At 63.5% G+C, this 26,803-nt stretch carries 33 protein-coding genes; 8 read left to right on the top strand and 25 right to left on the bottom strand.

Annotation, left to right across the window (positions count from 1 at the left end):
• Positions 1-12 precede the first annotated feature (12 nt).
• The 7 genes from cobG to HNP46_RS24100 all read left to right on the top strand — a co-directional run bounded on the left by cobG (position 13) and on the right by HNP46_RS24100 (position 9,018).
• Positions 13-1,359, top strand: coding sequence for a precorrin-3B synthase (gene cobG, locus HNP46_RS24130; protein WP_184594008.1), 1,347 nt, complete (start codon positions 13-15; stop codon positions 1,357-1,359).
• On the top strand, positions 1,352-1,978 hold the full coding sequence (locus tag HNP46_RS24125; RefSeq protein ID WP_184594005.1) for a precorrin-8X methylmutase: 627 nt from the start codon (positions 1,352-1,354) through the stop codon (positions 1,976-1,978). The genes cobG and HNP46_RS24125 overlap by 8 nt, the downstream gene beginning before the upstream one ends.
• Positions 1,978-2,718 carry a precorrin-2 C(20)-methyltransferase gene (locus tag HNP46_RS24120; RefSeq protein WP_184594003.1) on the top strand — a complete coding sequence of 247 codons (741 nt, stop codon included), beginning with the start codon at positions 1,978-1,980 and terminating at the stop codon, positions 2,716-2,718. The genes HNP46_RS24125 and HNP46_RS24120 overlap by 1 nt, the downstream gene beginning before the upstream one ends.
• On the top strand, positions 2,718-4,367 hold the full coding sequence (gene cobJ / locus HNP46_RS24115) for a precorrin-3B C(17)-methyltransferase (RefSeq protein ID WP_184594001.1): 1,650 nt from the start codon (positions 2,718-2,720) through the stop codon (positions 4,365-4,367). The genes HNP46_RS24120 and cobJ overlap by 1 nt, the downstream gene beginning before the upstream one ends.
• Positions 4,368-4,893: 526 nt before the next feature.
• Positions 4,894-5,391, top strand: a complete 498-nt coding sequence (locus tag HNP46_RS24110) for a sigma-70 family RNA polymerase sigma factor (RefSeq protein WP_184593999.1) — start codon at positions 4,894-4,896, stop codon at positions 5,389-5,391.
• On the top strand, positions 5,388-6,362 hold the full coding sequence (locus HNP46_RS24105) for a FecR family protein (RefSeq protein WP_311771837.1): 975 nt from the start codon (positions 5,388-5,390) through the stop codon (positions 6,360-6,362). The genes HNP46_RS24110 and HNP46_RS24105 overlap by 4 nt, the downstream gene beginning before the upstream one ends.
• Before the next feature lie 211 nt (positions 6,363-6,573).
• Positions 6,574-9,018 carry a TonB-dependent siderophore receptor gene (locus HNP46_RS24100; RefSeq protein WP_184593997.1) on the top strand — a complete coding sequence of 815 codons (2,445 nt, stop codon included), beginning with the start codon at positions 6,574-6,576 and terminating at the stop codon, positions 9,016-9,018.
• A 413-nt stretch (positions 9,019-9,431) separates the two neighbouring features.
• On the opposite strand, the gene HNP46_RS24095 is transcribed toward HNP46_RS24100, so the two are convergent.
• From HNP46_RS24095 to HNP46_RS24085, 3 genes are all read right to left on the bottom strand, one after another.
• Positions 9,432-9,620 (bottom strand): hypothetical protein, encoded by a 189-nt coding sequence (locus HNP46_RS24095; protein ID WP_184593995.1) that lies wholly within the window; start codon positions 9,618-9,620, stop codon positions 9,432-9,434.
• A gap of 175 nt (positions 9,621-9,795) precedes the next feature.
• Positions 9,796-10,293: a single-stranded DNA-binding protein gene (ssb, locus tag HNP46_RS24090; protein ID WP_017521888.1), complete on the bottom strand. Its 498-nt coding sequence runs from the start codon at positions 10,291-10,293 to the stop codon at positions 9,796-9,798.
• A gap of 18 nt (positions 10,294-10,311) precedes the next feature.
• A complete protein-coding gene (locus HNP46_RS24085) occupies positions 10,312-11,700 on the bottom strand; it encodes an MFS transporter (protein ID WP_184593992.1) in 1,389 nt (462 codons plus the stop codon).
• A 212-nt stretch (positions 11,701-11,912) separates the two neighbouring features.
• Here HNP46_RS24085 and uvrA point away from each other — a divergent pair, with 212 nt between their 5' ends.
• Complete coding sequence (uvrA, locus tag HNP46_RS24080) at positions 11,913-14,747, top strand: excinuclease ABC subunit UvrA (RefSeq protein ID WP_184593990.1); 2,835 nt, start codon at positions 11,913-11,915, stop codon at positions 14,745-14,747.
• Between the two features lie 192 nt (positions 14,748-14,939).
• Here the strand turns inward: uvrA and bfr are convergent, their stop codons facing one another.
• The 22 genes from bfr to rplP form a co-directional block, all read right to left on the bottom strand.
• A complete protein-coding gene (bfr, locus tag HNP46_RS24075; RefSeq protein ID WP_138520039.1) occupies positions 14,940-15,404 on the bottom strand; it encodes a bacterioferritin in 465 nt (154 codons plus the stop codon).
• Between the two features lie 135 nt (positions 15,405-15,539).
• The gene (katA, locus tag HNP46_RS24070; RefSeq protein WP_184593988.1) at positions 15,540-16,988 is read right to left on the bottom strand and encodes a catalase KatA; all 1,449 of its coding nucleotides are present in this window, start codon (positions 16,986-16,988) and stop codon (positions 15,540-15,542) included.
• 272 nt (positions 16,989-17,260) lie between these two features.
• Positions 17,261-17,650, bottom strand: a complete 390-nt coding sequence (gene rplQ / locus HNP46_RS24065; protein WP_015475338.1) for a 50S ribosomal protein L17 — start codon at positions 17,648-17,650, stop codon at positions 17,261-17,263.
• A 43-nt stretch (positions 17,651-17,693) separates the two neighbouring features.
• A complete protein-coding gene (locus tag HNP46_RS24060) occupies positions 17,694-18,695 on the bottom strand; it encodes a DNA-directed RNA polymerase subunit alpha (RefSeq protein ID WP_009617182.1) in 1,002 nt (333 codons plus the stop codon).
• Positions 18,696-18,717: 22 nt separating this feature from the next.
• Positions 18,718-19,338, bottom strand: a complete 621-nt coding sequence (gene rpsD / locus HNP46_RS24055; RefSeq protein WP_184593986.1) for a 30S ribosomal protein S4 — start codon at positions 19,336-19,338, stop codon at positions 18,718-18,720.
• Positions 19,339-19,354: 16 nt separating this feature from the next.
• Positions 19,355-19,744 (bottom strand): 30S ribosomal protein S11, encoded by a 390-nt coding sequence (rpsK, locus tag HNP46_RS24050; RefSeq protein WP_003093689.1) that lies wholly within the window; start codon positions 19,742-19,744, stop codon positions 19,355-19,357.
• 18 nt (positions 19,745-19,762) lie between these two features.
• Entirely contained in the window at positions 19,763-20,119 is a 357-nt protein-coding gene (gene rpsM, locus HNP46_RS24045; RefSeq protein WP_024767079.1) for a 30S ribosomal protein S13, read from the bottom strand.
• Positions 20,120-20,249: 130 nt separating this feature from the next.
• Complete coding sequence (rpmJ, locus tag HNP46_RS24040; RefSeq protein WP_014854209.1) at positions 20,250-20,366, bottom strand: 50S ribosomal protein L36; 117 nt, start codon at positions 20,364-20,366, stop codon at positions 20,250-20,252.
• 24 nt (positions 20,367-20,390) lie between these two features.
• Positions 20,391-21,722, bottom strand: coding sequence for a preprotein translocase subunit SecY (secY, locus tag HNP46_RS24035; protein WP_024767080.1), 1,332 nt, complete (start codon positions 21,720-21,722; stop codon positions 20,391-20,393).
• Complete coding sequence (gene rplO, locus HNP46_RS24030) at positions 21,723-22,157, bottom strand: 50S ribosomal protein L15 (protein WP_045215310.1); 435 nt, start codon at positions 22,155-22,157, stop codon at positions 21,723-21,725.
• A 3-nt stretch (positions 22,158-22,160) separates the two neighbouring features.
• Positions 22,161-22,337, bottom strand: a complete 177-nt coding sequence (gene rpmD, locus HNP46_RS24025; RefSeq protein WP_009617174.1) for a 50S ribosomal protein L30 — start codon at positions 22,335-22,337, stop codon at positions 22,161-22,163.
• A gap of 2 nt (positions 22,338-22,339) precedes the next feature.
• Complete coding sequence (gene rpsE / locus HNP46_RS24020) at positions 22,340-22,840, bottom strand: 30S ribosomal protein S5 (protein ID WP_009617173.1); 501 nt, start codon at positions 22,838-22,840, stop codon at positions 22,340-22,342.
• Positions 22,841-22,843: 3 nt separating this feature from the next.
• A complete protein-coding gene (gene rplR, locus HNP46_RS24015) occupies positions 22,844-23,194 on the bottom strand; it encodes a 50S ribosomal protein L18 (RefSeq protein ID WP_017521897.1) in 351 nt (116 codons plus the stop codon).
• A 10-nt stretch (positions 23,195-23,204) separates the two neighbouring features.
• On the bottom strand, positions 23,205-23,738 hold the full coding sequence (gene rplF, locus HNP46_RS24010; RefSeq protein ID WP_015475332.1) for a 50S ribosomal protein L6: 534 nt from the start codon (positions 23,736-23,738) through the stop codon (positions 23,205-23,207).
• An 11-nt stretch (positions 23,739-23,749) separates the two neighbouring features.
• Positions 23,750-24,142: a 30S ribosomal protein S8 gene (gene rpsH, locus HNP46_RS24005; protein WP_015475331.1), complete on the bottom strand. Its 393-nt coding sequence runs from the start codon at positions 24,140-24,142 to the stop codon at positions 23,750-23,752.
• A gap of 189 nt (positions 24,143-24,331) precedes the next feature.
• The gene (gene rpsN / locus HNP46_RS24000; protein WP_184593976.1) at positions 24,332-24,637 is read right to left on the bottom strand and encodes a 30S ribosomal protein S14; all 306 of its coding nucleotides are present in this window, start codon (positions 24,635-24,637) and stop codon (positions 24,332-24,334) included.
• A gap of 13 nt (positions 24,638-24,650) precedes the next feature.
• Positions 24,651-25,190 carry a 50S ribosomal protein L5 gene (gene rplE / locus HNP46_RS23995; RefSeq protein WP_184593969.1) on the bottom strand — a complete coding sequence of 180 codons (540 nt, stop codon included), beginning with the start codon at positions 25,188-25,190 and terminating at the stop codon, positions 24,651-24,653.
• Positions 25,191-25,209: 19 nt separating this feature from the next.
• Positions 25,210-25,524 (bottom strand): 50S ribosomal protein L24, encoded by a 315-nt coding sequence (rplX, locus tag HNP46_RS23990; protein WP_184593967.1) that lies wholly within the window; start codon positions 25,522-25,524, stop codon positions 25,210-25,212.
• A 12-nt stretch (positions 25,525-25,536) separates the two neighbouring features.
• Entirely contained in the window at positions 25,537-25,905 is a 369-nt protein-coding gene (gene rplN / locus HNP46_RS23985) for a 50S ribosomal protein L14 (protein WP_017521901.1), read from the bottom strand.
• A 16-nt stretch (positions 25,906-25,921) separates the two neighbouring features.
• A complete protein-coding gene (rpsQ, locus tag HNP46_RS23980) occupies positions 25,922-26,188 on the bottom strand; it encodes a 30S ribosomal protein S17 (protein WP_024767386.1) in 267 nt (88 codons plus the stop codon).
• A gap of 2 nt (positions 26,189-26,190) precedes the next feature.
• Positions 26,191-26,382 carry a 50S ribosomal protein L29 gene (gene rpmC, locus HNP46_RS23975; RefSeq protein ID WP_184593965.1) on the bottom strand — a complete coding sequence of 64 codons (192 nt, stop codon included), beginning with the start codon at positions 26,380-26,382 and terminating at the stop codon, positions 26,191-26,193.
• Entirely contained in the window at positions 26,382-26,795 is a 414-nt protein-coding gene (gene rplP, locus HNP46_RS23970; RefSeq protein WP_184593963.1) for a 50S ribosomal protein L16, read from the bottom strand. The genes rpmC and rplP overlap by 1 nt, the downstream gene beginning before the upstream one ends.
• Positions 26,796-26,803: the final 8 nt, after the last annotated feature.

The following is a 26,803-nucleotide window of genomic DNA, read 5'->3' as shown; positions in this document are numbered from 1 at the left end:
CTGGTGACCTTCGTGAGCACGTCCGATTCCCTGCCCGTCCGTCCGCATGCCTGCCCCGGCCTGCTGCGCATCGTGGCCTCCCGCGATGGCGGCATCTGCCGCATCAAGCTGCCTCTCGGGCAACTCGATGCCAGCGCCGCGCGCGCCATCGCCCAGGCTGCCGAACGCCATGCCGACGGCGTGCTGGAAGCGACCAACCGCGCGAACCTGCAGATTCGCGGTGTGCATGCCGGTGCCGAGAACGCGCTGAGCCGCGAACTGCTGGCCGCCGGCCTGGGCCCGCACGAACTGGCGGCAGACGATGTGCGCAACCTGCTGGTCTGCCCCGCGCTGGGCCTGGATGCTCACAGCACTTTCGATGCCAGCCCGCTGGCGCGCCAGCTGCTCGACCTGCTGGAACGCACCCCGCGCTTCCACGGCCTGTCGCCCAAGTTCGGCATCCAGCTGGATGCCGGTGAAGCGCTGGCGATGCTGGAGCATCCTAATGATCTCTGGCTGTCGGCCATGTCCGATGACGCGGCGCCGCTTTTCGCTTTCGGCCTGGCCGGCTGTCCGCCGCAGCGCAACACCGATCGCCCTGCCCTCGCTGCTGTTTCCGCCGAACAGGTACCGCTGCTGGTGGAAGCCCTGCTGCACCTGTTCCTCGACCTCGCCGGCGATGGCCAGACGCGGATGCGCCACCTGCGCGAGATGCTCGGCGACGAGGCGCTGCTGGAGCGCCTGCAGCAACGCCTGCCCTCCCCGCTGCAACTCGGACACGCTGTGGATAACTGGCAACGTCCTGCACCACAGGCTTTCGGCCATCTCGGGATTCAACCTCAGCGCCAGCCGGAGCGCGCCATGGTCGGTGCCGGATTCGTCCTCGGACGCCTGGACAGCGCCACGCTGTTCGGCCTGGCCGATCTTGCCGAGCGCTTCAGCGGCGGACAGCTGCGTCTGACGCCCTGGCAAAGCCTGATCCTCCCTGACGTGGCCCAGGCGGATAGCGCCATCGCCCTCGGCGCGCTGGCCAACCTCGGCCTGCTGATCGATGCCGCCCAGCCGCTGGCCCGCCTGGTCGCCTGCAGCGGCTCCAGCGGTTGCGCGCGCGGGCTGGCCGACACCAAGGCCGATGCCCTGCGCCTGGCCGGACGCCTGCGCCATGCAGCGCCGGCCGGCGTGCACCTGTGCGGCTGCCCGCGTTCCTGCGCCGCCGCCCACGTCGCCCCCTACACCCTGCTGGCCGTCGCCGACGGCCGCTATGACCTGTTCCGTCGCGCCGACGGCGTGGCCGGCTTCGGCCAGCCGCTGGCGCGCAACCTTTCCCTCGATGCCGCCGGCGAGCTGCTGGCCGCACCCGGAGCCTCTACCGATGCTTGATTACATCCGCGACGGCCAGGCGATCTACCGCCAATCCTTCGCCACCATTCGCGCGGAAGCCGACCTGTCCGCCATTCCCGCGGACCTCGAGAAACTCGCCGTGCGGGTGATCCACGCCTGCGGCATGGTCGATGTCGTGCAGGACCTGCGCTTCTCCCCGGGCGCCGGCGCCATCGGCCGTGCGGCACTGGCCGCCGGCGCGCCGATCCTCTGCGACGCGCGGATGGTCGCCGAGGGCATCACCCGCGCGCGCCTGCCGGCGCACAACGAGGTGATCTGCACCCTCAACGACGCCGATGTCCCGGCGCTCGCCCGCGAGCTGGGCAACACCCGTTCAGCGGTGGCGCTGGAACACTGGCGCGAGCACCTGGAAGGCAGCGTGGTGGTGATCGGCAACGCGCCGACCGCGCTCTTCTACCTGCTGGAAATGCTCGACGCCGGCGCGCCGAAACCGGCGCTGATCCTCGGCTTCCCGGTGGGTTTCGTCGGCGCCATGGAGTCCAAGGATGCCCTCGCCGCCGACAGCCGCGGCGTGCCCTACGTGATCGTCCGCGGTCGCCGTGGCGGCAGCGCGATGGCCGCCGCGGCGGTGAACGCCCTGGCCACGGAGGTGGAGTGATGAGCGGCCGCCTCATCGGCCTGGGCGTCGGCCCCGGCGACCCGGAACTGCTGACCCTCAAGGCCCTGCGCCTGCTGCGCGCCGCTCCAGTGATCGGCTACTTCGTGGCCAAGGCCAAGCACCACGCCGGCCTGGGCGGCAACGCCTTCGCCATCATCGAGGAACATCTGCTCGACGAGCAGCAACGCCTGCCGCTGGTCTACCCGGTGACCACCGAGAAGCTGGAGCCGCCGCTGACCTACGAAGGCGTGATCAGCGACTTCTATGACACCGCTGCCGAACAGGTGGCCGCGCACCTGGAAGCCGGCCGCGATGTGGCGGTGATCTGCGAAGGCGACCCGTTCTTCTACGGCTCCTACATGTACCTGCATGACCGTCTTTCGGATCGGTACGACACCGAAGTCGTACCCGGCGTCTGTTCCATGCTCGGCAGCGCAGCGGTGCTCGGCGTGCCGCTGGTGTACCGCAACCAGAGCCTGTCGGTGCTCTCCGGCGTGCTGCCGGAAGATGAACTCAAGCGCCGCCTGGCCGACGCCGATGCGGCGGTGGTGATGAAGCTGGGGCGCAACTTCGACAAGGTCCGCCGCGTGCTGCGCGATCTGGGCCGTGACGGCGGCGCCCATTACGTCGAGCGCGCCACCATGCGCGAGCAGCGCATCGTCGCACTGGACGAGGTCGACCCGATGGCCTCGCCCTACTTCTCGATGATCGTCATCCCCGGCCAGCGGTGGAACGGTTGATGCGCGCCGCCATCGTCATTCTCGGCCAGGGTGCGCTGGCCACCGCGCGCCGCCTGCAGGGCGTTTATCCACAGGCGCGCGTACTCGGCCTGAAGGACCGAGTCGAAGGCGCCGACGAGTCCTACGCGAACTTCGGCGAGACCCTGCGCCAGCTCTACCGTGACGACACCCCGATCATCGCCCTGTGCGCAGCCGGCATCGTTATCCGCACCCTTGCGCCTCTTCTGGCGGAGAAAGGCGCTGAGCCGCCGGTGCTGGCCGTCGCTGAAGACGGCAGCGCGGTGGTGCCATTGCTCGGCGGGCTGGGCGGGGTCAATCGCATGGCCCGCGAACTGGCCGCCGCGCTGGAAGTGGCGCCCGCCATCACCACCAGCGGCGAGCTGCGCTTCGGCGCCTGCCTGCTCGACCCGCCGCCGGGCTATGCGCTGGCGGATATCGAACGGGGCAAGCGCTTCGTCTCCGATCTGCTGGGCGGCGAAACCCTGCGTATCGAAGGTGACGCTCCCTGGCTGGAAGAGCTGGACCTGCCGCTGGCCGATGACGCCGCCCACACCCTGCGCATCGACGCCCGCGCCGAGGGTGTCGCGCAGAACGAGCTGCGGATTCATCCACGCATCGTGCTTGCCCACATCACGCTGGTGGACTCGCAACTGCCCGAGCGCATCCGCCAGGGCCTGGCCCAGGCCGGGCTGGCCGAGGCGTCGCTGGCAGCGGTGATTGCGCCGCGCTGCCGGATGGCCGATCCGGCAGTGACCGGCGCCGCCGCCGAGCTGGGTGTGCCACTGCGATTTATCCACAGCGACGAAGCGCTGCCACCGGAAGTCCTGCATGGCGACTCCTTCCACCTGCACCGCGCCGCTACGCCCGCCGAGGCCGAAAGCATCGGCCGGCCGCGCGGGCGACTCAGCGTGATCGGCCTCGGTCCCGGCGCCAGCGACTTCATGATCCCCGCCGTACGCCGCGCGCTGGATGAAGCCCAGGACCTGCTCGGCTACGAGACCTACGTGAAGATGGCCGAGCCGCTGCGCGACGACCAGGTGCGCCACTGCACCGACAACCGCGAGGAAATGCAGCGTGCCCGCCACGCCTTCGAACTGGCTGCCAGCGGCCGGCGCGTGGTGGTGATCTCTTCCGGCGACCCCGGCGTGTTCGCCATGGCCGCCGCGGTGATGGAAGCCCTGCACGAGAGCAGCGATCCACACTGGCATGGCGTGGAGCTGGAGGTACTGCCGGGAGTTTCCGCCGCGCTCGCCGCTGCTGCAAAGGCCGGCGCGCCGCTGGGGCATGATTTCTGTCTGATTTCCCTGTCGGACAACCTCAAGCCCTGGGACACCATCGAGATGCGCCTGGACCACGCCGGCGCCGCCGACCTGGCCATGGCCTTCTATAACCCGATCTCCAAGGCCCGGCCCTGGCAATTGGGGCGCGCGCTGGAAATCGTCCGCCGCCACCGCACGCCGGAGACGCTGGTGGTGCTCGGCCGCGATATCGGTCGTCCGGCGGAAGCGCTGCGCGTGGTCACCCTCGGCGAGCTGGTGCCGGAGATGGTCGACATGCGCACCCTGGTGATCATCGGCTCGTCGCTGACCCGACGCTTCCCACGCGCTGGCGGCGGTGACTGGGTATATACGCCGCGCTGGTATCGCTGATCGGTCCTGCGCCGGAACGCCCGATGACGTTTGCGTAGGATGGCGTGGAGCGAAGCGATACCCATCGATAGCCCGGCGGTCAGGCTGATGGGTATCGCAAGCTCCACCCATCCTACGAAACTGGGTATATACGCCGCGCTGGTACCGCTAAGGGCCCCTCGCGCCGATAGCACTTGTTGGCATCCTACGAACGAGGACAACCTATACAAGCGGCCCATGGACGCGAGCGCGGGCATGGGCCGCTTGTACAGGATCAAAGGCCCCCTCACCCTAACCCTGGCTACGCGCCCCGCTCCTCAAGCGGGAGAGGGGACCGTTCGGCGCAGGATGAAACCATGACGTCAGCCGGCACGGACAGCTCCCTCTCCCTCCGGGAGAGGGTTGGGGTGAGGGGAGCGACGGCACAAGCTCACCGGGAAAAGCGTTGCTCCTACAGGGAAACCTCGATGTTTCAGGCACAGCTTGCAAATGGCCATCGCCTTGTTGAAAATGCGACAAATTATCATTTGCAAGCCTGCGCGCGCCCATGTCCTCCACCACCGACATCCAGTCGCTCTACAGCGATCATCATGGCTGGCTGCACAACTGGCTTCGCGGCCGGCTGGGCAATGCCGCCGATGCCGCGGACCTGGCCCAGGACACCTTCCTGCGCGTGCTGCTCAGGCCAAACCCTGCCGAGTTGCGCACTCCGCGTGCCTTCCTGCGCACCGTCGCCCGCGGCCTGGTAATCGACCACTGGCGTCGTGAGGAGCTGGAGCGCGCCTACCTCGACTCCATCGCCCACCTGCCGGAAGCGCAGGTACCATCGGCGGAAGACCGGCACACCATCCTGCAGTTGCTGGAGAACATCGCCCGCCTGCTCGATGGCCTCAAGCCCAAGGTGCGCAGCGCCTTCCTGCTGGCCCAGTGCGAGGGCATGCCGCACGGGCAGATCGCCGAGCAGTTGGGCGTTTCCGTGCGTTCGGTGGAGCGCTACATCGCCGAGGCGCTGTTCCACTGCTACCAGCTGCGGTACGCCGAGTGAACGGCGCCAGCGCCACGCCCGATCCGCGGGTGGTGAAGCAGGCCATCCGGTGGACCCTGCGCCTGAACGGCAATACCGATCCCGAACTGCTCAACGCCTGCGAACATTGGCGCCGAGCCAACCCAGAACACGAAACCGCCTGGCTGCGGGTACAGGCGCTGAACAGCGAACTGGCCGCCGGCTACCAGGCCGTACCCGGCGCCCGCGTGGCGCTGGAGACGCTGGAAAACACCAGCCAGCGCCTGCAGCGGCGCCAGGCGCTCAAGCTGCTGTCAACCTTCGCCGTCGGTGCTTCCGCCTTGTGGCTGGCCCGCGATATCGCGCCCTGGCAACGCTGGATGGCGGACTTCAGCACGGGCGTGGGCGAGCGCCAGCGCTTCACCCTGGCCGACGGCAGCGTCCTGCAACTGAACACCGACAGCGCCGTGGATGTGCGCTTCGATCCACGCCAGCGCCTGCTGGTACTGGAGCGCGGCGAGATTCTGGTCAGCACGGCCAGGGACGCCGCCCGACCGTTGCGGGTGAGCAACCGCGATGGACTGTTCGAAGCCCTGGGCACCCGCTTCGTGCTGCGCCAGGACGAGCGCTCCACACGCCTGAGCGTCGAGGAAGGCTCGGTGGCCATCGCCCCGCGTGTGCGCGGCCAAACCACCGCCATCGCCGAGGCCGGGCAGAGCTACGAGATCAACGGCGACAGTGCGCTGTTAGCCGAGCGCAGCAACATGGACAGCGCCGCCTGGGCCGAAGGCCTGATCGTCACCCGCGACATGCGCCTGGCCGACTTCCTCGCCGAGATCGGTCGCTATCGCCACGGCCATCTGCAATGCGACGCCAGCGTGGCCGACCTGCGGCTGTCCGGGGTGTTCCGCCTGGATGACACCAATCAGTTGTTGGCCCTGCTGCCGCAGACGCTACCGGTACGGGTGGAGAAGCGTACCGATTGGTGGGTGACGGTCAGCGCACGCAGCTGAATCTCTCCCCGTAGGAGCGGACTCCGTCCGCGATTGGCCCGCAACACGCCGGACAACATCGCGGACAGAGTCCGCTCCTACGTTCAGCGTCGGGTGCCCGGTGCCCAGATAATATTTCTTCTCAATCGAGAATTATTTTTGTCGGGTTTCGCCGCCTGGCCCGGCAAGGAGGAATAACCCGATCATTTCCCTTGTCCACGGAAGCCCCAGCATGCGAGCCGCCCACATTCCAATGCCCTCCTCCGCCCTGCCCCGCACCAGCCGGCTGGCCCATGCCGTGCGCGGCGCGCTGCTGTGCGCCAGCCTGGGTGCCTGCCTGCCGCTGAGCACCTTCGCCGCCGATGCTGCCGCCATCACCAGCAGCCGCGCCTACGCGATTCCGGCAGGCCCCTTGGGCGAGGTGCTGAACAGCTTTGCCCGCGAGGCCGGCATCACCCTGTCGGCCACCCCGGAGCAGACCCGCGGCCTGAACTCCGCCGGGCTGAACGGCACCTACTCGGTGGACCAGGGCCTGTCGCGCCTGCTGGTGGACACTCCGCTGGAAGCAGTGGACCAGGGCGACGGCAACTACGTGCTGCGCCCGGCGGCGCCGACCGACGTGCTGGCCATGCCGTCCAGCGACGTGTTCGCCCTGGGCAACGCGCTGGGCGAGGAAGACGGCTACCTGGCGACCCACAGCCAGATCGCCACCAAGACCTCGAAGTCCCTGCTGGAAACCAGCCAGAGCGTCTCGGTGATCACCCGCGAACAGATCGACGACACCGCCTCGCGCACCATGCAGCAGGCCATGCGCTACACCCCCGGCATCTTCACCGGCCAGGTCGGTGCCTCGAACCGCTACGACTACGTGGTGATGCGCGGCTTCGCCGACAACAGCGTGGACAACATCTACCTCGACGGCCTGAAGGCCATGGGCGACAGCGGCACCTTCAGCTCGATGCAGGTCGACCCGTACTTCCTCGAACGCATCGACGTGCTCAAGGGCCCCTCCTCGGTTCTCTACGGCCGCAGCCTGCCCGGCGGCCTGGTGGCGCTGACCAGCAAGAAGCCGCTGTACGAGGACTACCACCAGATCACCGGCACTGTCGGCAACATGGGCCAGAGGGAAATGGGCTTCGACTTCAGCGGCCCGCTGGATGAAGAGAAGCGCATCGCCTACCGCCTGGTCGGCCTGGGCAAGGGTTCGGACACCCAGTTCGACCACGTCAAGGAAGAGCGCTACGCCATAGCCCCGACCCTGGCCATCGACTTCACCGACGACACCACCCTGACCCTGCAGGGCTATCTTCAGCACGACCCGAACGGCGGCTATCACAGCGGCGTGCCGGCGGACGGTGCGCTGTACCACCACAACGGCCGGAAGATCTCCCGCGAGTTCTTCGACGGCGAGCCGAGCCAGGACGACTTCGACCGCACCCAGCGCATGTTCGGCTACCAACTGGAGCATCGCTTCGACGACGTGTGGACCGCGCGGCAGAACTTCCGCTACCTGGATTCGGACGTCGATCTCTCGCAGGTCTACGCCTACGGCTGGACCGCACCGGATGCGAACACCCTGAACCGCTACTACTCCGGCGCCAGCGAACACCTGCAGGCGTACATCATCGATAACATGGCCCAGGCCGAGTTCGAGACCGGTGCCGCCAAACACACCCTGCTGATGGGCCTGGACTACCAGAAACGCCGCACCACGGTGGACTGGCGCTCGGGCTCGGTGGCGCCGCTGGACGCCTTCGATCCGCACTACGGCAATGACGCCATCAGCTACTACCCCGACGACAACCACACCCGTCGCCTGGAGCAGACCGGCGTCTACCTGCAGGACCTGATCGACATCGACAACTGGCGCTTCTCCCTGGGCATGCGCGAGGACTGGGTGACGGTCGAGGACCAGAACCGCAGCACCGGCAGCAAGGCCGACGACGACTGGAAGAAATTCACCGGACGCATCGGCGCGCTGTACCTGTTCGACAACGGCATCGCGCCATACATCAGCTACTCCGAGTCGTTCAACCCCAACGCCTACTCCGACCAGTCCGGCACGCCGCTGGAGCCGACCGAGGGCAAGCAATGGGAAGCCGGCCTGAAGTTCCAACCCGAAGGCAGCCGCAGCCTGTACACCGCGTCGATCTTCCACATCACCCAGGAGAACGTCGCCTCGAAGGAGCCGCAGGACAACTTCTACACCTCCGTGGGTGAGGTGCGCTCCCAGGGCTTCGAGCTGGAAGCCCACACCCAGGTCACCGACAACCTCAAGGTGCTCGGCAGCTACACCTACACCGATATCACCTACACCAAATCGCTGGACGGCAACCAGGGCCACACGCCAAACCAGGCGCCCAAACACATGGCCTCGCTGTGGGCGGATTATGGCTTCAGCGCCGGCCCGCTGGATGGCCTGAGCATCGGCGGCGGCGCCCGCTACGTCGGCGAGACCTGGGCGGACAAGGAAAACACCCTGCGCGTGCCGGACTACACCCTGGTGGATGCGCGCATCGGCTACGACCTCTCCCGCGTCGGCCTGAAGGGCCTGGACGTCAGCCTCAACGCCAACAACCTGCTGGACAAGGACTACGTGGCGTCCTGCTACAGCCTGGACTTCTGCTACTTCGGCGAGAAGCGCAACGTCACGGCAACGGTGAACTACCAGTTCTGATCGCCCGCCGCCCGGTTCGCCGGGCGGCATCATTCAATGTAGGAGCGAGCTTGCTCGCGAAATGCTCTCGCTGCGGGGCTGGTTCGCGAGCAGGCTCACTCCTGCAGAAAGCAAAAGCCCCGTGGCGCGACTGTCGTGCGCATTAGAACTCGGCAGCGTGACGGTAGTAACGTAGGGCGCATAACGCGCCAGCGTTATCCGCCACAGAAGGGCCGGCGGATAACCTGTTCCAGGTTATTCGCCCTACAGCTCTGATCGCCGCCCGCCCGGTTCGCCGGGCGACATCATTCAATGTAGGAGCGAGCTTGCTCGCGAAATGCCCTCGCTGCGGGGCTGGTTCGCGAGCAGGCTCGCTCCTGCAGAAAGCAAAAGCCCCGTGGCGCGACTAGCGCCACGGGGCTGTTTGCGGAGTATCAGAACTCGGCAGCGTGGCGGTAGCGCGCCTCCAGCTCCAGGGAAACGCGGTAGGCCTGCGCCTCGCCCTCGGTGTGGAAGATGCCGACCAGCTGGCCTTCCTGGTGCACATCCCAGCAACGCCCACCGATGGCGCGGAACTCGCGGGATTTATGGTCGTCGTCACGCTCGGTCACTGTAATACTCATGTCTTTTCTTCTCCGGTTTTGCCGTACATCAAGGCAATTCCAGAATCATTTAATTAGCTAGCTAATTAAATAGGCGCTTTCGAGAAAGACTTTTACCAACATTCGCCAAAACGAGCGTCCCAGAAACGCAAAAGCGCAGCTCGAAGGCTGCGCTCTTGGGGAAGACCAGTCCGTCTTAGAACGGAATGTCGTCGTCGAAGCTGTCGTAGTCCGGAGCCGGTTGCGGCGCGGGCTGGGACTGCTGCTGCGGCGCAGGACGCTGGGCCTGCTGCGGACGCTGTTGCGGCTCGCGGGGAGCACGCGGAGCATCGTCACCACCGGCGCCCGGACGGCCGCCCAGCAGCTGCATGTTGCCGTTGATGTCGACCACGATCTCGGTGGTGTACTTGTCCTGGCCGTCCTGACCCTGCCACTTGCGGGTGCGCAGGCTGCCTTCGACGTAGATCTGCGAACCCTTGCGCACGTACTCGGCGACGATTTCCGCCAGGCGACCGAAGAACACCACGCGGTGCCACTCGGTACGCTCCTGCTGCTGGCCGGTCTGCTTGTCCTTCCAGCTCTCGCTGGTGGCCAGGGTGACGTTGGTCACCGCGTTGCCGTTGGGCATGTAGCGGGTTTCCGGATCGCCACCGACGTTACCGACCAGAATGACTTTGTTAACCCCACGGGCCATGACGCTCTCCTAAAGGCTTCAGCACGTCGCCTGCTCGGCGCCGGCGAGGCGCTCGAGGGACGTGCGATCAACTTGTTGGGAATCCACTTTGACATAAGCGGCCGCTTCTTCAGCGACCACCATCACATCGCTCACACCGGGCAATGCCTTGAAACGCTCAACCAACGAAGCATCGCGCAGGGCCTCGGCGGACAGAGGCAGGCGAATACTCGTTACATAAGGCGGTTCACGCATGGTAACAGCAATCGCCAACCAGAGGGCAGCCAGCACCGCGCAGCCGATGAACACCCCGTCGAGCCCGCCGTGCTGGAACATCCAGCCACCGAGGATGCCGCCGACGGCGGCGCCGAGGAACTGGCTGGTGGAGTACACGCCCATCGCCGTGCCCTTGCCTCCGGCCGGCGACACCTTGCTCACCAGCGAGGGCAGCGAGGCCTCCAGCAGGTTGAACGCGGTGAAGTAGACGATGATGCCGAACACCAGTTCCTTGAGGCTGTTGCCGAACTCCCAGAAGAACAGCTCGCAGAGCATCAGCGTCGCCACGGCGCCGGTCAGCACGCGCTTCATCTGGCGTTTCTTCTCGGCGTAGATGATGAACGGCACCATGCCGAAGAAGCCCACCAGCAGCGCGGTCAGGTAGACCCACCAGTGTTCTTCCTTGGGCAGCCCGGCGCGCTCCACCAGCGCCAGCGGCAGGGCGACGAAGCTGGCCATGAGGATGGCGTGCAGCACCAGGATGCCGGCGTCCAGACGCAGCAGGTCGCCGTTCTTCAGGGTCGGGATCAGCGACTGCTTGGCCACGCTGGATTCGCGGTGCTGCATGCGGTGGTCGGGCGTCGGCACGAAGAACAGGATGATCAGCATGCCCACCAGGGCCATACCGGCGGTGAACCAGAACAGCCCGTGCAGGCCGAACCAGTGGGTCAGTACGGGGCCTGCGACCATCGCCACGGCGAAGGACACGCCGATGCTCATGCCGATCATCGCCATGGCCTTGGTGCGGTGCTGCTCGCGGGTGAGGTCGGAGAGCATCGCCATCACCGCCGCGGAGATCGCCCCGGCGCCCTGCAGGACGCGGCCGGCGATGACGCCCCAGATGGAATCGGCGTTGGCCGCCAGCGCGGCGCCGGCGGCGAACACCAGCAGGCCGACGACGATGATCGGCCGACGGCCGATGCGGTCGGACAGGGTGCCCAGCGGAATCTGCAGGATCGCCTGGGTCAGGCCGTAGGCGCCGATGGCCAGGCCGATCAGCGCCGGGGTGGCGCCGGCCAGGTCCTGGCCATAGGTGGCGAGCACCGGCAGGACCATGAACATGCCGAGCATGCGGAACGCGAAGACCAGCGACAGGCCGGCGGCCGCTCGGGTCTCGGTGCCACTCATGCGCTCAGTGTGGGAATCGTGCATAAGCCCCTCATGAAAAGACGAAATACCGGGATGCGCTGAATTGCCCCGTGGCGGCGCGCCATCCGGGCCCCTTGAGGCCGGCCGTCGCCCACGCCGAAAAATAGCCGCGCATTCTAACAGCCCCAGGGTCCAAGGGCACACACGCGCTACTTTGCCGCGTGCCGGAAACGCCCCGTATAATCGATAGTTTTCGCCCGCCATGCGAGGCCGCAGTGGACAAGATCCTCATCCGTGGGGCACGTACCCACAACCTGAAGAACATCGACCTGACCCTGCCGCGCGACAAGTTGATCGTGATCACCGGCCTGTCCGGTTCCGGCAAGTCTTCCCTGGCCTTCGACACCCTCTACGCCGAAGGCCAGCGCCGCTACGTGGAATCCCTGTCGGCCTACGCCCGGCAGTTCCTCTCGATGATGGAAAAGCCCGACGTCGACACCATCGAAGGTCTGTCGCCGGCGATTTCCATCGAGCAGAAATCCACCTCCCACAACCCGCGCTCCACCGTGGGCACCATCACCGAGATCTACGACTACCTGCGCCTGCTCTATGCACGTGTGGGTATTCCGCGCTGCCCGGACCACGACATTCCGCTGGAAGCGCAGACCGTCAGCCAGATGGTCGACCAGGTGCTGGCATTGCCCGAAGGCCGCAAGCTGATGCTGCTGGCCCCGGTGATCCGCGAGCGCAAGGGCGAGCACCTGGCGGTGTTCGAGGAGATGCGCGCCCAGGGCTTCGTCCGCGCCCGCGTCGACGGCAAGCTCTACGAGCTGGATGAAGTGCCCAAGCTGGACAAGAAGTTCAAGCACTCCATCGACATCGTGGTGGACCGCTTCAAGGTCCGCGGCGACCTGCAGCAGCGCCTGGCGGAATCCTTCGAAACGGCGATCAACCTGGCCGACGGCATCGCGCTGGTCGCTCCGATGGATGACGAGGAAGGCGAAGAGATGATCTTCTCCGCCCGCTTCGCCTGCCCGATCTGCGGCCACTCCATCAGCGAGCTGGAACCCAAGCTGTTCTCCTTCAACAACCCGGCCGGCGCCTGCCCGACCTGCGATGGCCTGGGCGTGAAGCAGTTCTTCGACGCGCGGCGGGTGGTCAACGGCGAACTGACCCTGGCCGAGGGCGCGATCCGCGGCTGGGACCGGCGCAACGTCTACTACTTCCAGATGCTCGGCTCGCTGGCCGCGCACTTCGGCTTTAGCCTGGAAGAGCCCTTCCAGGATCTGGATCCGGACAAGCAGAAATTCATCCTCCACGGCTCGGGCCGCGAGAACGTCGAGTTCCGCTACCTCAACGACCGCGGCGACATCGTCAAGCGCGCCCACCCGTTCGAGGGCATCCTGCCGAACCTGGAGCGTCGCTACCGCGAGACCGAGTCGGCCACCGTGCGCGAGGAGCTGGCCAAGTTCCTCAGCACCCAGCCCTGCCCGGACTGCCACGGCACCCGCCTGCGCCGCGAAGCACGCCACGTGTGGGTGGGTGACAAGACCCTGCCGGCGATCACCGCGATGCCGGTGGGCACCGCCTGCGAATATGCCGAAGGCCTGACCCTCACCGGCCGCCGCGGCGAGATCGCCTCGAAGATCCTCAAGGAGATCCGCGAGCGCCTGCAGTTCCTGGTCAACGTCGGCCTGGATTATCTGACCCTGGACCGCAGCGCCGACACCCTGTCCGGCGGCGAGGCCCAGCGCATCCGCCTGGCCAGCCAGATCGGCGCCGGCCTGGTGGGCGTCATGTACATCCTCGACGAACCCTCCATCGGCCTGCACCAGCGCGACAACGAACGCCTGCTGGGCACTCTCACCCACCTGCGCAACCTGGGCAACACGGTGATCGTGGTGGAACACGACGAGGACGCCATCCGCCTGGCCGACTATGTCGTGGACATCGGCCCCGGCGCTGGCGTGCACGGTGGGCAGATCGTCGCCGAAGGCACCCCGCAGCAGGTCATGGATCACCCCGACTCGGTCACCGGCGCGTACCTTTCCGGCCGCACCAAGATCGTCGTACCGGCCGAGCGCACCCCACGCAACAAGAAGCAACTGCTCAAGCTCAAGGGCGCGCGCGGCAACAACCTGCAGAACGTCAACCTGGAAATCCCGGTCGGCCTGTTCACCTGCATCACCGGCGTCTCCGGTTCGGGCAAGTCGACGCTGATCAACAACACCCTGTTCCCGATCACCGCCACCGCGCTCAACGGCGCCACCACGCTGGAGGTTGCGCCCTACGACTCGTTCGACGGCCTGCAGCACCTGGACAAGGTGGTGGACATCGACCAGAGCCCGATCGGTCGTACCCCGCGCTCGAACCCGGCGACCTACACCGGGTTGTTCACGCCAATCCGCGAGCTGTTCGCCGGCGTGCCGGAAGCCCGTTCGCGCGGTTACGGTCCGGGGCGCTTCTCGTTCAACGTCAAGGGCGGCCGCTGCGAGGCCTGCCAGGGTGACGGCGTGATCAAGGTGGAGATGCACTTCCTGCCGGACATCTACGTCCCCTGCGACGTCTGCAAGGGCAAGCGCTACAACCGCGAGACCCTGGAGGTGCGCTACAAGGGCAAGAGCATCACCGAGGTGCTGGACATGACCATCGAGGACGCCCGCGCGTTCTTCGACGCCGTGCCGGCCATCGCGCGCAAGCTGCAGACGCTGATGGACGTCGGTCTGTCGTACATCAAGCTGGGGCAGAGCGCGACCACGCTGTCCGGCGGCGAGGCGCAGCGGGTCAAGCTGTCCCGCGAGCTGTCCAAGCGCGATACCGGCAAGACACTGTACATCCTCGACGAGCCGACCACCGGCCTGCACTTCGCGGACATCCAGCAGTTGCTCGACGTGCTGCACCGCCTGCGCGACCACGGCAACACCGTGGTGGTGATCGAGCACAACCTGGACGTGATCAAGACCGCCGATTGGCTGGTCGACCTCGGCCCCGAGGGCGGCTCCAAGGGCGGCCAGATCATCGCCACCGGCACGCCGGAGCAGGTCGCGGACATGGCGGTGTCGCACACCGGGCACTTCCTCAAGCCGCTGCTGGAGCGCGATCGGGCCTGATCCGCGCCGGCATGGAGAAAGCCCCTGCTGCCAATCGGCACAGGGGCTTTTTTGTAGCTTTAGTAGGAGCGAGCTTGCTCGCGAACCGCTCAACGCTGGAGTTACCGGGTGGCTCTGTTCGCGAGCAAGCTCGCTCCTACGACAAGCAAAAGCCCCCGGAGTCGGGGGCTTTTGGGCGAGCGATCTGGCCGATCAGAGCTGCGACTGCAGGTAGTTCTCCAGTCCCATCTTGGCGATCAGACCGAGCTGCTGTTCGAGCCAGTAGGCGTGGTCTTCCTCGGTGTCGGTCAGCTGCACACGGAGGATGTCACGGGTGACGAAGTCCTTGTGCTTCTCGCACAGGGCAATGCCCTTGGCCAGGGCGGCGCGTACGTGGCGCTCCAGCTTCAGGTCGGCTTCCAGCATCTCCGGCACGGTCTTGCCCGGGTGGATATCGTCCGGGCGCATGCGCGGCGTGCCTTCGAGCAGCAGGATGCGGCGCAGCAGGGCGTCGGCGTGCTGGGTTTCCTCTTCCATCTCGTGGTTGAGGCGCTCGTAGAGCTTGGTGAAGCCCCAGTCCTCGTACATGCGCGAGTGGATGAAGTACTGGTCGCGAGCGGCCAGCTCACCGGTCAGCAGCGTGTTGAGATAATCGATAACCTCGGCGTGGCCTTGCATCAGCCTTCTCCCTGGGACGTGACAGCGAATTAAACGGCGCTATGGTCGCGACTGGCCATGACCGGGGTCAAGCCTTCATTGGCCTGGAAACGCAACCGCCCTCCGAAGAGGGCGACTGGGTTAACCGGCTTCAGCTTAGTCCAGCTTCAGGCCGAGGGCCTTGGCGACGCCTTCGCCGTAGGCCGGGTCGATCTTGAAGAACAGCCCGAGCTGGCGGCGCTGGATGCTTTCCGGCACCCCCGCCATGTCGCCGGCGATGTTCTCGTACAGGCGTTGGCGCTGGGCTTCGTCGAACAGGCGGAACAGCGCGGCCGGCTGGCTGAAGTAGTCGTCATCCACGCGATGGTTCCAGTGATCGGCGCTGCCCTCCAGGGTCAGCGGCGGCTCGGAGTAATCCGGCTGCTCCTGCCACTGGCTGAAGCTGTTCGGCTCGTAGGTCACGGTCATGTCGCCGTTGTTGCCGTCTACCCGCATGGCGCCATCGCGGTGGTAGATGCGCGGGTTGTTGCGCGCGGCGTTCACCGGGATCTGGTGGTGATTCACGCCCAGGCGGTAGCGGTGCGCATCGCCGTAGGAGAACAGGCGGCCCTGGAGCATCTTGTCCGGCGAGAAGCCGATGCCGGGGACGATGTTCGCCGGGCTGAAGGCCGACTGCTCGACCTCGGCGAAGTAGTTCGCCGGGTTGCGGTTCAGCTCGAAGTAGCCGACCTCGATCAACGGGTAGTCGCCGTGCGGCCAGACCTTGGTCAGGTCGAACGGGTTGAAGCGGTAGGTGGCTGCTTCCTTCTCCGGCATCACCTGCACGTACATTTTCCAGCGCGGGAAATCGCCGCGTTCGATGGCGTCGTACAGGTCACGCTGCGAGCTCTCGCGGTCGGCGCCGACCAGCTTGGCGGCTTCCTCGTTACTCAGGTTCTCGATGCCCTGCTGGGTCTTGAAGTGGAACTTGACCCAGAAGCGTTCGTTGCTGGCGTTGATGAAGCTGAAGGTGTGGCTGCCGAAACCGTGGACGTGGCGGTAGCTGCGCGGCAGGCCGCGGTCGCCGAAGTCGATGGTCAGCTGGTGCAGGGCTTCGGGCAGGTGCGAGAAGAAGTCCCACTTCAGCGTGGCGTTGCGCAGGTTGGTGCGCGGATCGCGTTTCACCACGTGGTTCAGGTCGGGGAATTTCAGCGGGTCGCGGAAGTAGAAGACCGGGGTGTTGTTGCCCACCAGGTCCCAGTTGCCTTCCTCGGTGTAGAACTTCATGGCAAAGCCGCGGATGTCGCGCTCGGCGTCGGCAGCACCACGCTCGCCGGCAACCGTGGAGAAGCGCAGGAACAGTGGCGTCTGCTTGCCGACCTGGGAGAACAGCTTGGCGCGGCTGTAGCGGGTGATGTCGTGGGTGACGGTGAAGGTGCCGTAGGCAGCGGAGCCCTTGGCATGCATGCGGCGCTCGGGGATCACTTCGCGGTCGAAGTGCGCCAGCTTCTCCAGGAACCAGACGTCCTGCAGCAGCATCGGGCCCCTCGGGCCGGCGGTCTGGACGTTCTGGTTATCGGCAACCGGCGCTCCGGCAGCGGTCGTCAGGCGGGTCTTGTCGCTCATCGTTACTCTCCTCAACGGCGGGGTGTTCGATGGCCGGCGAATCACGGAGGCTGTGAGCGCGGCCCGACATCCCAATCGGACAATTAAGCGCCTCTACCGGCGTTGTGGCTGTTGATCCAGCTCAGCAAGCAGTAGAAGTCGGCGTCGTTAAGGATCGGTGACAAGGGCATGGATCAGCCAATTTATTGATTCGAGCTGATCGATAGAGAAAAACTTTTCAATAGGCGATAAAAAACCGGGCACAGGGCCCGGTTTCTTATAAGGCGTAAACCTTACTCTGCAGCTTCTACTGCTTGGCCGCCAACAGCGCGGTCAATCAATTCGACGTATGCCATGGGGGCATTGTCGCCGGCGCGGAAGCCGCACTTCAGGATGCGCAGGTAGCCGCCCGGACGGTTGGCGTAGCGCTTGCCCAGTTCGTTGAACAGCTTGCCTACGGCTTCTTTCGAACGGGTACGGTCGAAAGCGAGACGACGGTTGGCAACGCTATCCACTTTAGCCAGGGTGATCAGCGGCTCGGCAACGCGACGCAGTTCCTTGGCCTTGGGCAGGGTGGTTTTGATCAGTTCGTGTTCGAAGAGCGACACAGCCATGTTCTGGAACATAGCCTTGCGGTGCGCGCTGGTGCGGCTCAGGTGACGACCACTTTTACGATGGCGCATGGTTCAATTCCTTTCCAAACTTTACGTTCGGTAGCTACGACGATCAGGCAGTAGCCTTGTCGTCTTTCTTGAGACTTGCCGGCGGCCAGTTGTCGAGGCGCATACCGAGGGACAGACCGCGAGAGGCCAGAACGTCCTTGATTTCGGTCAGGGACTTCTTGCCCAGGTTCGGCGTTTTGAGCAGCTCTACTTCGGTGCGCTGAATCAGGTCACCGATGTAGTAGATGTTCTCTGCCTTCAGGCAGTTGGCCGAACGGACGGTCAGCTCAAGGTCATCGACCGGACGCAGCAGGATCGGATCGATCTCGTCTTCCTGCTCTTCCACAACAGGCTCGCTGTCGCCTTTGAGGTCCACGAACGCTGCCAGCTGCTGTTGCAGGATGGTAGCGGCGCGACGGATAGCCTCTTCAGGGTCCAGGGTGCCGTTGGTTTCCAGATCGAGGACCAGCTTGTCCAGGTTGGTACGCTGTTCGACACGGGCGTTCTCGACCACGTAGGCAACACGACGTACGGGGCTGAACGAGGCGTCGAGCTGAAGACGGCCAATGCTACGGCTTTCGTCTTCATCGCTCGAGCGGGCATCAGCCGGCTCGTAGCCACGGCCACGAGCGACTTTCAGCTTCATGTTCAGCGCGCCGTTATCGGCCAGGTGGGCGATAACATGGTCACCGTTGACGATCTCGACATCATGATCCAGCTGAATATCGGCAGCGGTCACCACACCCGAGCCCTTTTTCGCCAGGGTCAGCGTCACTTCGTCACGGCCGTGCAGCTTGATGGCCAGGCCTTTCAGGTTGAGCAGGATCTCGATGACATCTTCCTGCACACCTTCGATGGCGGAGTACTCGTGGAGTACGCCGTCGATCTCGGCCTCGACTACTGCACAGCCAGGCATGGAGGACAACAGGATGCGACGCAGCGCGTTGCCCAGGGTATGGCCGAAACCACGCTCGAGAGGCTCGAGAGTGATCTTGGCGCGGGTTTGGCTGACCACCTGCACATCGATGTGGCGGGGGGTCAGGAACTCATTTACCGAACTCTGCATGGATGCACCTATTTTCTAGCCCTTACTTGGAGTAGAGCTCGACAATCAGGTTTTCGTTGATGTCGGCGGACAGATCGGCACGAGCCGGGACACTTTTGAAGGTGCCAGCTTTCTTGTCGGTGTCCACTTCGACCCACTCAACGCGACCGCGCTGGGCGCACAGGTCCAGAGCTTGGGCGATACGCAGCTGGTTCTTCGATTTCTCGCGAACAGCAACCACGTCACCGGCTTTGACCTGGTAGGACGGTACGTTTACGGTCTGACCGTTGACGCTGATGGTCTTGTGGGACACCAGCTGACGGGATTCGGAACGGGTGGAACCGAAGCCCATACGGTAGACGACGTTGTCCAGACGGCACTCAAGGATCTGCAGCAGGTTTTCACCTGTGGAGCCCTTGCGGCGGGAAGCTTCCTGATAGTAGCCACGGAATTGACGTTCCAGAACGCCGTAGATGCGGCGAACTTTTTGTTTCTCGCGCAGCTGCAGACCGTAGTCGGACAGGCGACCACGACGCTGGCCATGCTGACCGGGAACTTGTTCTGCCTTGCACTTCGAGTCGAGGGCACGAACGCCGCTCTTCAGGAAGAGGTCAGTGCCTTCGCGGCGGGACAGTTTGCACTTGGGACCAATGTAACGAGCCATTTCTCACTGTCTCCTATTACACGCGACGCTTTTTCGGCGGACGGCAGCCGTTATGCGGGATCGGGGTTACGTCGGTGATGCTGGCGATCTTGTAACCGCAGGCATTCAGCGCACGAACAGCCGACTCGCGACCCGGGCCCGGGCCTTTGACGTTTACGTCAAGGTTCTTCAGACCGTATTCCAGAGCAGCCTGGCCGGCACGCTCGGCCGCTACCTGGGCAGCGAACGGGGTGCTCTTACGCGAGCCGCGGAAGCCCGAACCACCGGAGGTAGCCCAGGACAGAGCGTTGCCCTGACGATCAGTGATGGTAACGATGGTGTTGTTGAAGGACGCGTGGATGTGCGCGATCCCGTCGACCACCGTCTTTTTGACTTTCTTGCGAGGACGAGCAGCAGGTTTTGCCATGACTAGATTCCTAAGCGATTACTTGCGGATCGGCTTACGCGGGCCCTTACGGGTGCGCGCGTTGGTCTTGGTACGCTGACCGCGAACCGGCAGACCACGACGATGACGCAGACCGCGGTAGCAACCGAGGTCCATCAGACGCTTGATGTTCATGTTGATTTCGCGACGCAGGTCACCTTCGGTGGTCAGCTTGGCCACCTCGGTACGCAGCGAATCAATCTGCTCTTCGCTCAGCTCTTTGATCTTTACAGCCGGGCTGATGCCGGTGGCTGCACAGATGCTCTGTGCGGTAGTGCGACCAACACCATAGATGTAGGTCAGCGAGATAACAGTGTGCTTGTTATCCGGAATGTTTACGCCTGCAATACGGGCCATTCAGAAAAACTCCAATTGACAGCTACCCGGCGCCCAGGGAGCCAAGAAAGGGCGCGGATATTAGCGCTGTAAAAACAAATAATCAACCCGGCAGCACACTAGCTGCCGGGTTATAACGCGTGGTTCACACTCAGCCTTGGCGCTGCTTGTGACGCGGCTCCGCGCTGCAGATCACACGAACGACGCCTTCGCGACGGACGATCTTGCAGTTGCGGCACAGCTTCTTAACCGATGCACGAACTTTCATCAGTGACTCCTCGAACCTTACGGGTCAGCGCAGCAGGCCGCTGCCATAGCCCTTCAGGTTGGCTTTCTTCATGAGGGATTCGTACTGGTGAGAAACGAGGTGCGATTGTACTTGAGCCATAAAGTCCATCACAACCACGACCACGATCAGCAACGAGGTCCCGCCAAGGTAGAACGGTACGTGGGCAGCTACGACCAGGAACTGGGGCAGCAGGCACACAGCCGTCATGTACAGGGCACCGAACATGGTCAAACGGGTCAGTACGCCATCAATGTAGCGAGCCGACTGTTCGCCCGGACGAATACCCGGAATAAATGCACCGGACTTCTTGAGGTTTTCCGCCACGTCCTTCGGGTTGAACATCAGCGCTGTGTAGAAGAAGCAGAAGAAAACGATCCCTGCACTAAACAGCAGAATGTTCAGCGGCTGACCAGGAGCGATCGCTTGCGCGACGTCCTGCAGCCAACCCAGGCCTTCCGACTGACCGAACCAGGCACCCAGGGATGCCGGGAACAGCAGGATGCTGCTGGCGAAGATCGCAGGGATTACACCCGCCATGTTCACTTTGAGCGGCAGATGGCTCGTTTGAGCAGCAAACACCTTGCGACCTTGTTGGCGCTTGGCGTAATGCACGGCGATACGACGCTGACCACGCTCGATGAACACCACGAACGCGATGATGGCCACGGCCAGCAGGCCGATGGCGATCAGGGCGAAGATGTTGATGTCACCTTGACGCGCGGACTCGAAGGACTGACCGATTGCTCGGGGCAAGCCTGCGACGATACCGGAGAAGATCAGCATGGAGATGCCGTTGCCGACACCCCGCTCGGTGATCTGCTCACCCAGCCACATCATGAACAGCGCACCCGCCACGAAGGTGGTGACCGACACGAAGTAGAAGCCGAAGTCGTTGGAGAAGGCCACGCCCTGACTACCCAGACCAATGGACATGCCAATGGCCTGGACAAGTGCCAGGACGAGGGTTGCGTAGCGGGTGTACTGGCTGATCTTGCGACGCCCAGACTCACCCTCTTTCTTCAACTGCTCCAGCTGCGGGCTGATAGCGGTCATGAGCTGCATGATGATCGATGCCGAGATGTACGGCATGATCCCCAGTGCAAAGATACTCATGCGCTCCAGCGCGCCGCCGGAAAACATGTTGAAGAGGCTAAGAATGGTCCCCTCGTTCTGCCGGAACAGTGCCGCCAAGCGATCGGGGTTGATGCCCGGGACTGGGATGTGCGCGCCGATCCGATAGACGATGATCGCCAGGAACAGGAAACGCAGACGTGCCCAGAGCTCGGACAAACCACCACCGTTGCTCAGCGCAGAGAGAGCACCTTGCTTAGCCATTTAGTCCTCGATTTTGCCGCCAGCTGCTTCGATAGCCGCACGAGCGCCTTTGGTGGCGCCGATGCCTTTCAGGGTGACCGCGCGAGTAACGTCGCCCGACAGCATGACTTTCACACGCTGTACGTTCTGGTTAATCACGTTGGCATCCTTCAGGGACTGCACGGTTACGACATCACCCTCGACCTTGGCCAGTTCGGAGGTACGCACTTCTGCGCGATCCATGGCTTTGAGCGAGTTGAAGCCGAACTTCGGCAGACGACGGTGCAGCGGTTGCTGACCACCCTCGAAGCCCGGAGCGATGGAGCCACCGGAGCGGGAGGTTTGACCTTTGTGACCACGGCCACCGGTCTTGCCCAGACCGCTACCGATGCCACGGCCCGGACGGTGCTTTTCGCGACGGGCACCCGGCGCGGAACGCAGATCGTTCAGTTGCATGGATTAACCCTCCACACGCAGCAGGTAGTAGGCCTTGTTAATCATGCCGCGGTTTTCAGGAGTGTCCTGAACTTCGACGGTGTGATTAATGCGACGCAGGCCGAGGCCTTTGACGCAAGCCTTGTGATTGGCCAGACGGCCGTTCAGGCTCTTGATCAGGGTAACTTTGACAGTTGCCATGGTTAGAGAATCTCCTCGACGCTCTTGCCACGCTTGGCCGCTACCGACTCAGGGGACTGCATGTTCTTCAGGCCCTTGAAGGTTGCGTAGACCACGTTCACCGGGTTGGTGGAGCCGTAGCACTTCGCCAGAACGTTCTGCACACCGGCCACTTCCAGGACAGCACGCATGGCGCCGCCGGCGATGATACCGGTACCTTCGGAAGCCGGCTGCATGTACACCTTGGAGGCGCCATGGGCGGACTTGGTCGGGTACTGCAGGGTGGTGCCGTTCAGATCAACCTGGATCATGTTGCGGCGAGCAGCTTCCATTGCCTTCTGGATGGCGGCCGGCACTTCACGCGCCTTGCCACGACCGAAGCCAACACGGCCCTTGCCATCGCCAACCACGGTCAGCGCGGTGAAGGCGAAGATACGGCCACCTTTTACGGTTTTGGCGACGCGGTTCACTTGAACCAGCTTCTCGATGTAGCCTTCGTCGCGCTTTTGATCGTTGTTTGCCATAACTTAGAACTCCAGACCGCCTTCACGAGCGGCATCAGCCAGGGCCTTGATACGACCGTGGTACTTGAAGCCAGAACGGTCGAACGCCACCTGAGTGACGCCGGCAGCCTTGGCGCGTTCCGCGACCAGTTGACCAACTTTCTTGGCTGCGTCGACGTTGCCGGTGGCAGCTTCGCGCAGTTCTTTGTCCAGGGTCGAGGCGCTGGCCAGGACCTTGCCGCCGTCGGCTGCAATGACCTGGGCGTAGATGTGCTGGGAGGAGCGGTATACGCACAGGCGTACAGCTTCCAGTTCGCGCATCTTCAGGCGAGCCTTGCGAGCGCGGCGCAGACGGGTTTCTTTCTTGACGCTCATTTGCTATGCCCTACTTCTTCTTGGCTTCTTTACGAAGGACGACTTCGTCGGCGTAACGCACGCCCTTGCCTTTGTACGGCTCCGGCGGACGGAAGTCGCGGATTTCCGCGGCAACCTGGCCAACCAGCTGCTTGTCGATACCCTTGATCAGGATGTCGGTCTGGCTGGGGGTTTCCGCGACGATGCCGGCAGGCAGTTCGTAATCAACCGGGTGGGAGAAGCCGAGAGCCAGGGACAGCACTTGGCCTTTGGCCTGCGCCTTGTAACCAACACCAACCAGCTGGAGCTTGCGCTCGAAGCCCTGGCTGACGCCGATTACCATGTTGTTGACCAGAGCGCGGGTGGTACCGGCCATGGCACGGGTCTGCTGGTCGCCGTTACGCGCAGCGAAACGCAGCTCACCGTTGTCCTGAATGACTTCGACGGACGGATGTACTTTCAGCTCGAGAGCGCCTTTGGCACCCTTGATCGAAAGTTCCTGACCAGCCAGCTTGATTTCAACGCCGGCGGGCAGAATGACGGGGTTCTTAGCAACGCGAGACATGCTGATTCCCCTTAGAACACAGTGCAGAGCACTTCGCCACCGACGCCAGCGGCACGGGCAGCACGGTCAGTCATCACACCTTTGTTGGTGGAGACGATCGAAACGCCCAGGCCGCCACGAACTTTCGGCAGCTGGTCTACGGATTTGTACTGGCGCAGGCCAGGACGGCTGATTCGCTTCACTTCCTCGATGACAGGCTTGCCTTCGAAGTACTTCAGCTCGATCGACAGCAGAGGCTTGGCCTCGGCGGTGACTTGGAAATCCGCAATGTAGCCTTCGTCCTTGAGGACTTTGGCGACTGCCGCTTTCAGCTTGGAAGACGGCATGCTCACGACGGTCTTCTCAGCCATCTGGGCATTACGGATGCGAGTTAGCATGTCTGCTAACGGGTCCTGCATACTCATGGGCTTAATGCTCCTGATACAAAAGATAAGCCTTCAACTTCATAACTCGCCCTCAAAACGCCGGACGAACTAAAACCCGGACTCGGGGGAGCCGGGTATTCTAGAGATCGCTTAAAAACGAATCAAGCCCCACGAGGGGGCTTGCTTCGCAAAGCGATCAACGGAGCCGTCGCCGACTCCGTCTAGCACTTACCAGCTGGCTTTCACCAGGCCCGGTACGTCACCGCGCATTGCTGCTTCACGCAGCTTGTTACGGCTCAGGCCGAACTTGCGGTAGTAACCGTGCGGACGACCGGTCAGGCGGCAACGGTTACGCAGGCGGCTGGCGCTCGCGTCACGCGGTTGCTTCTGCAGGGCGACCTGGGCATTCCAACGATCTTCCGCAGTGGTGCTCGGATTAGCGATGATCGCTTTCAGCTCGGCACGCTTTTTGGCGTACTTGGCTACCGTTTGCTGACGCTTCAGCTCACGGTTCTTCATGCTCTCTTTAGCCATGGTCCTACTCCAATCAGTTGCGGAACGGGAATTTGAAGGCGCGCAGCAGTGCACGACCCTCATCATCCGAACGCGCGGTGGTGGTCAGAGTGATATCCATACCGCGGAGGGCATCGATCTTGTCGTAATCGATTTCCGGGAAGATGATCTGCTCTTTGACGCCCATGCTGTAGTTGCCACGGCCGTCGAAGGACTTGGCATTCAGACCGCGGAAGTCACGAACGCGCGGCAGGGAGATCGACAGCAGACGGTCCAGGAACTCGTACATGCGATCGCCACGCAGGGTGACTTTCACGCCGATCGGCCAGCCTTCACGAATCTTGAAACCAGCGATGGACTTACGAGCGTAAGTCACGACCGGCTTCTGACCCGCGATCTTTTCCAGATCAGCTACGGCGCTCTCGATGACTTTCTTGTCGCCGACAGCTTCGCCAAGACCCATGTTCAGGGTGATTTTGGTAACGCGCGGAACTTCCATCACGTTCGCCAGCTGGAGCTCTTGCACCAGCTTGGGAGCGATTTCCTTCCGATAAATTTCTTTCAATCGTGCCATGGTGATCTACCTAGCTCCCTCAAGCCTGAACCGGTTTCTGGGTCGACTTGAAGACACGAATCTTCTTACCGTCTTCGACCTTGAAGCCAACGCGGTCAGCCTTGTTGGTTTCAGCGTTGAAGATGGCGACGTTGGAGACGTGCAGAGGCGCCTCCTTCTCGACGATCCCGCCTTGCTGGTTGAGCATGGGGTTGGGCTTGGTGTGGCGCTTGACGAGGTTCACACCGCCAACGACCAGACGGTCATCAGCCAGAACCTTCAGCACCTTGCCACGCTTGCCCTTGTCCTTGCCGGCAATGACGATGATTTCGTCGTCACGACGAATTTTTTGCATGACGGCTACTCCTTACAGCACTTCTGGGGCAAGGGAGACGATCTTCATGAACTTCTCAGTACGAAGTTCACGAGTCACGGGCCCAAAGATACGGGTGCCGATCGGCTCCTGCTTGTTGTTCAGCAGGACGGCGGCGTTGCCGTCGAAGCGGATGATGGAACCGTCAGTACGGCGAACACCGTGCTTGGTGCGAACGACCACGGCAGTCATTACCTGGCCCTTCTTCACCTTGCCACGCGGAATCGCTTCCTTGACGGTGACCTTGATGATGTCGCCGATGCCGGCGTAACGGCGGTGGGAACCGCCGAGCACCTTGATGCACATGACGCGACGCGCGCCGCTGTTGTCAGCGACTTCGAGCATGGATTGAGTCTGAATCATCTTCTATCTCCGACCCTTAGACTTCAACCGCGCGCTCGACGACGTCAACCAGGGTCCAGGCCTTGGTTTTGGCCAGCGGACGAGTTTCGCGAATGGTGACCAGGTCACCAATGCGGCACTGATTGGTTTCGTCGTGGGCGTGCAGTTTGGTCGAACGCTTCACGTATTTGCCGTAGATCGGGTGCTTGACGCGGCGCTCGATCAGTACGGTAACGGTCTTGTCCATCTTGTCGCTGACGACACGGCCAGTCAGCGTACGGACGGTTTTCTGGGCTTCAGCCATGATTACTTACCTGCTTGCTGGTTGAGCACAGTTTTCACGCGAGCGATGTCGCGCTTAACCTGCGAGAGCAGGTGAGACTGCCCCAACTGGCCAGTTGCCTTCTGCATGCGCAGATTGAACTGATCGCGCAGCAGGCCGAGCAGTTGCTCGTTCAGCTGCTCAACGGATTTTTCACGAAGTTCATTCGCACTCATCACATCACCGTCCGCTTAACAAAGGAGGTGGCGAGCGGCAGCTTTGCAGCCGCCAGGGCGAATGCCTCACGCGCCAGCTCTTCGGTAACACCCTCGATCTCGTACAGGACCTTGCCCGGCTGAATCTGGGCTACCCAGTACTCGACGCCGCCCTTACCTTTACCCATACGTACTTCCAGGGGCTTCTTGGTAACAGGCTTGTCGGGGAAAACACGGATCCAGATCTTGCCGCCACGTTTAACGTGACGGGTCAGCGCACGACGCGCGGACTCGATCTGACGTGCAGTGAGACGGCCACGGCTGGTTGCCTTGAGGGCGAACTCGCCGAAGCTGACTTTAGAACCGCGATGAGCCAGGCCACGGTTGTGACCGGTCATTTGCTTGCGGAACTTCGTACGCTTGGGTTGCAGCATTTGCGTAC

The sequence above is a fragment of the Pseudomonas nitroreducens genome, from assembly GCF_014204515.1.
GTDB classification, from domain to species: Bacteria; Pseudomonadota; Gammaproteobacteria; order Pseudomonadales; family Pseudomonadaceae; genus Pseudomonas; species Pseudomonas nitritireducens_A.
The sequence above is the reverse complement of the archived record's forward strand: the minus strand, read 5'-3'. Positions and strand labels throughout refer to the sequence as shown.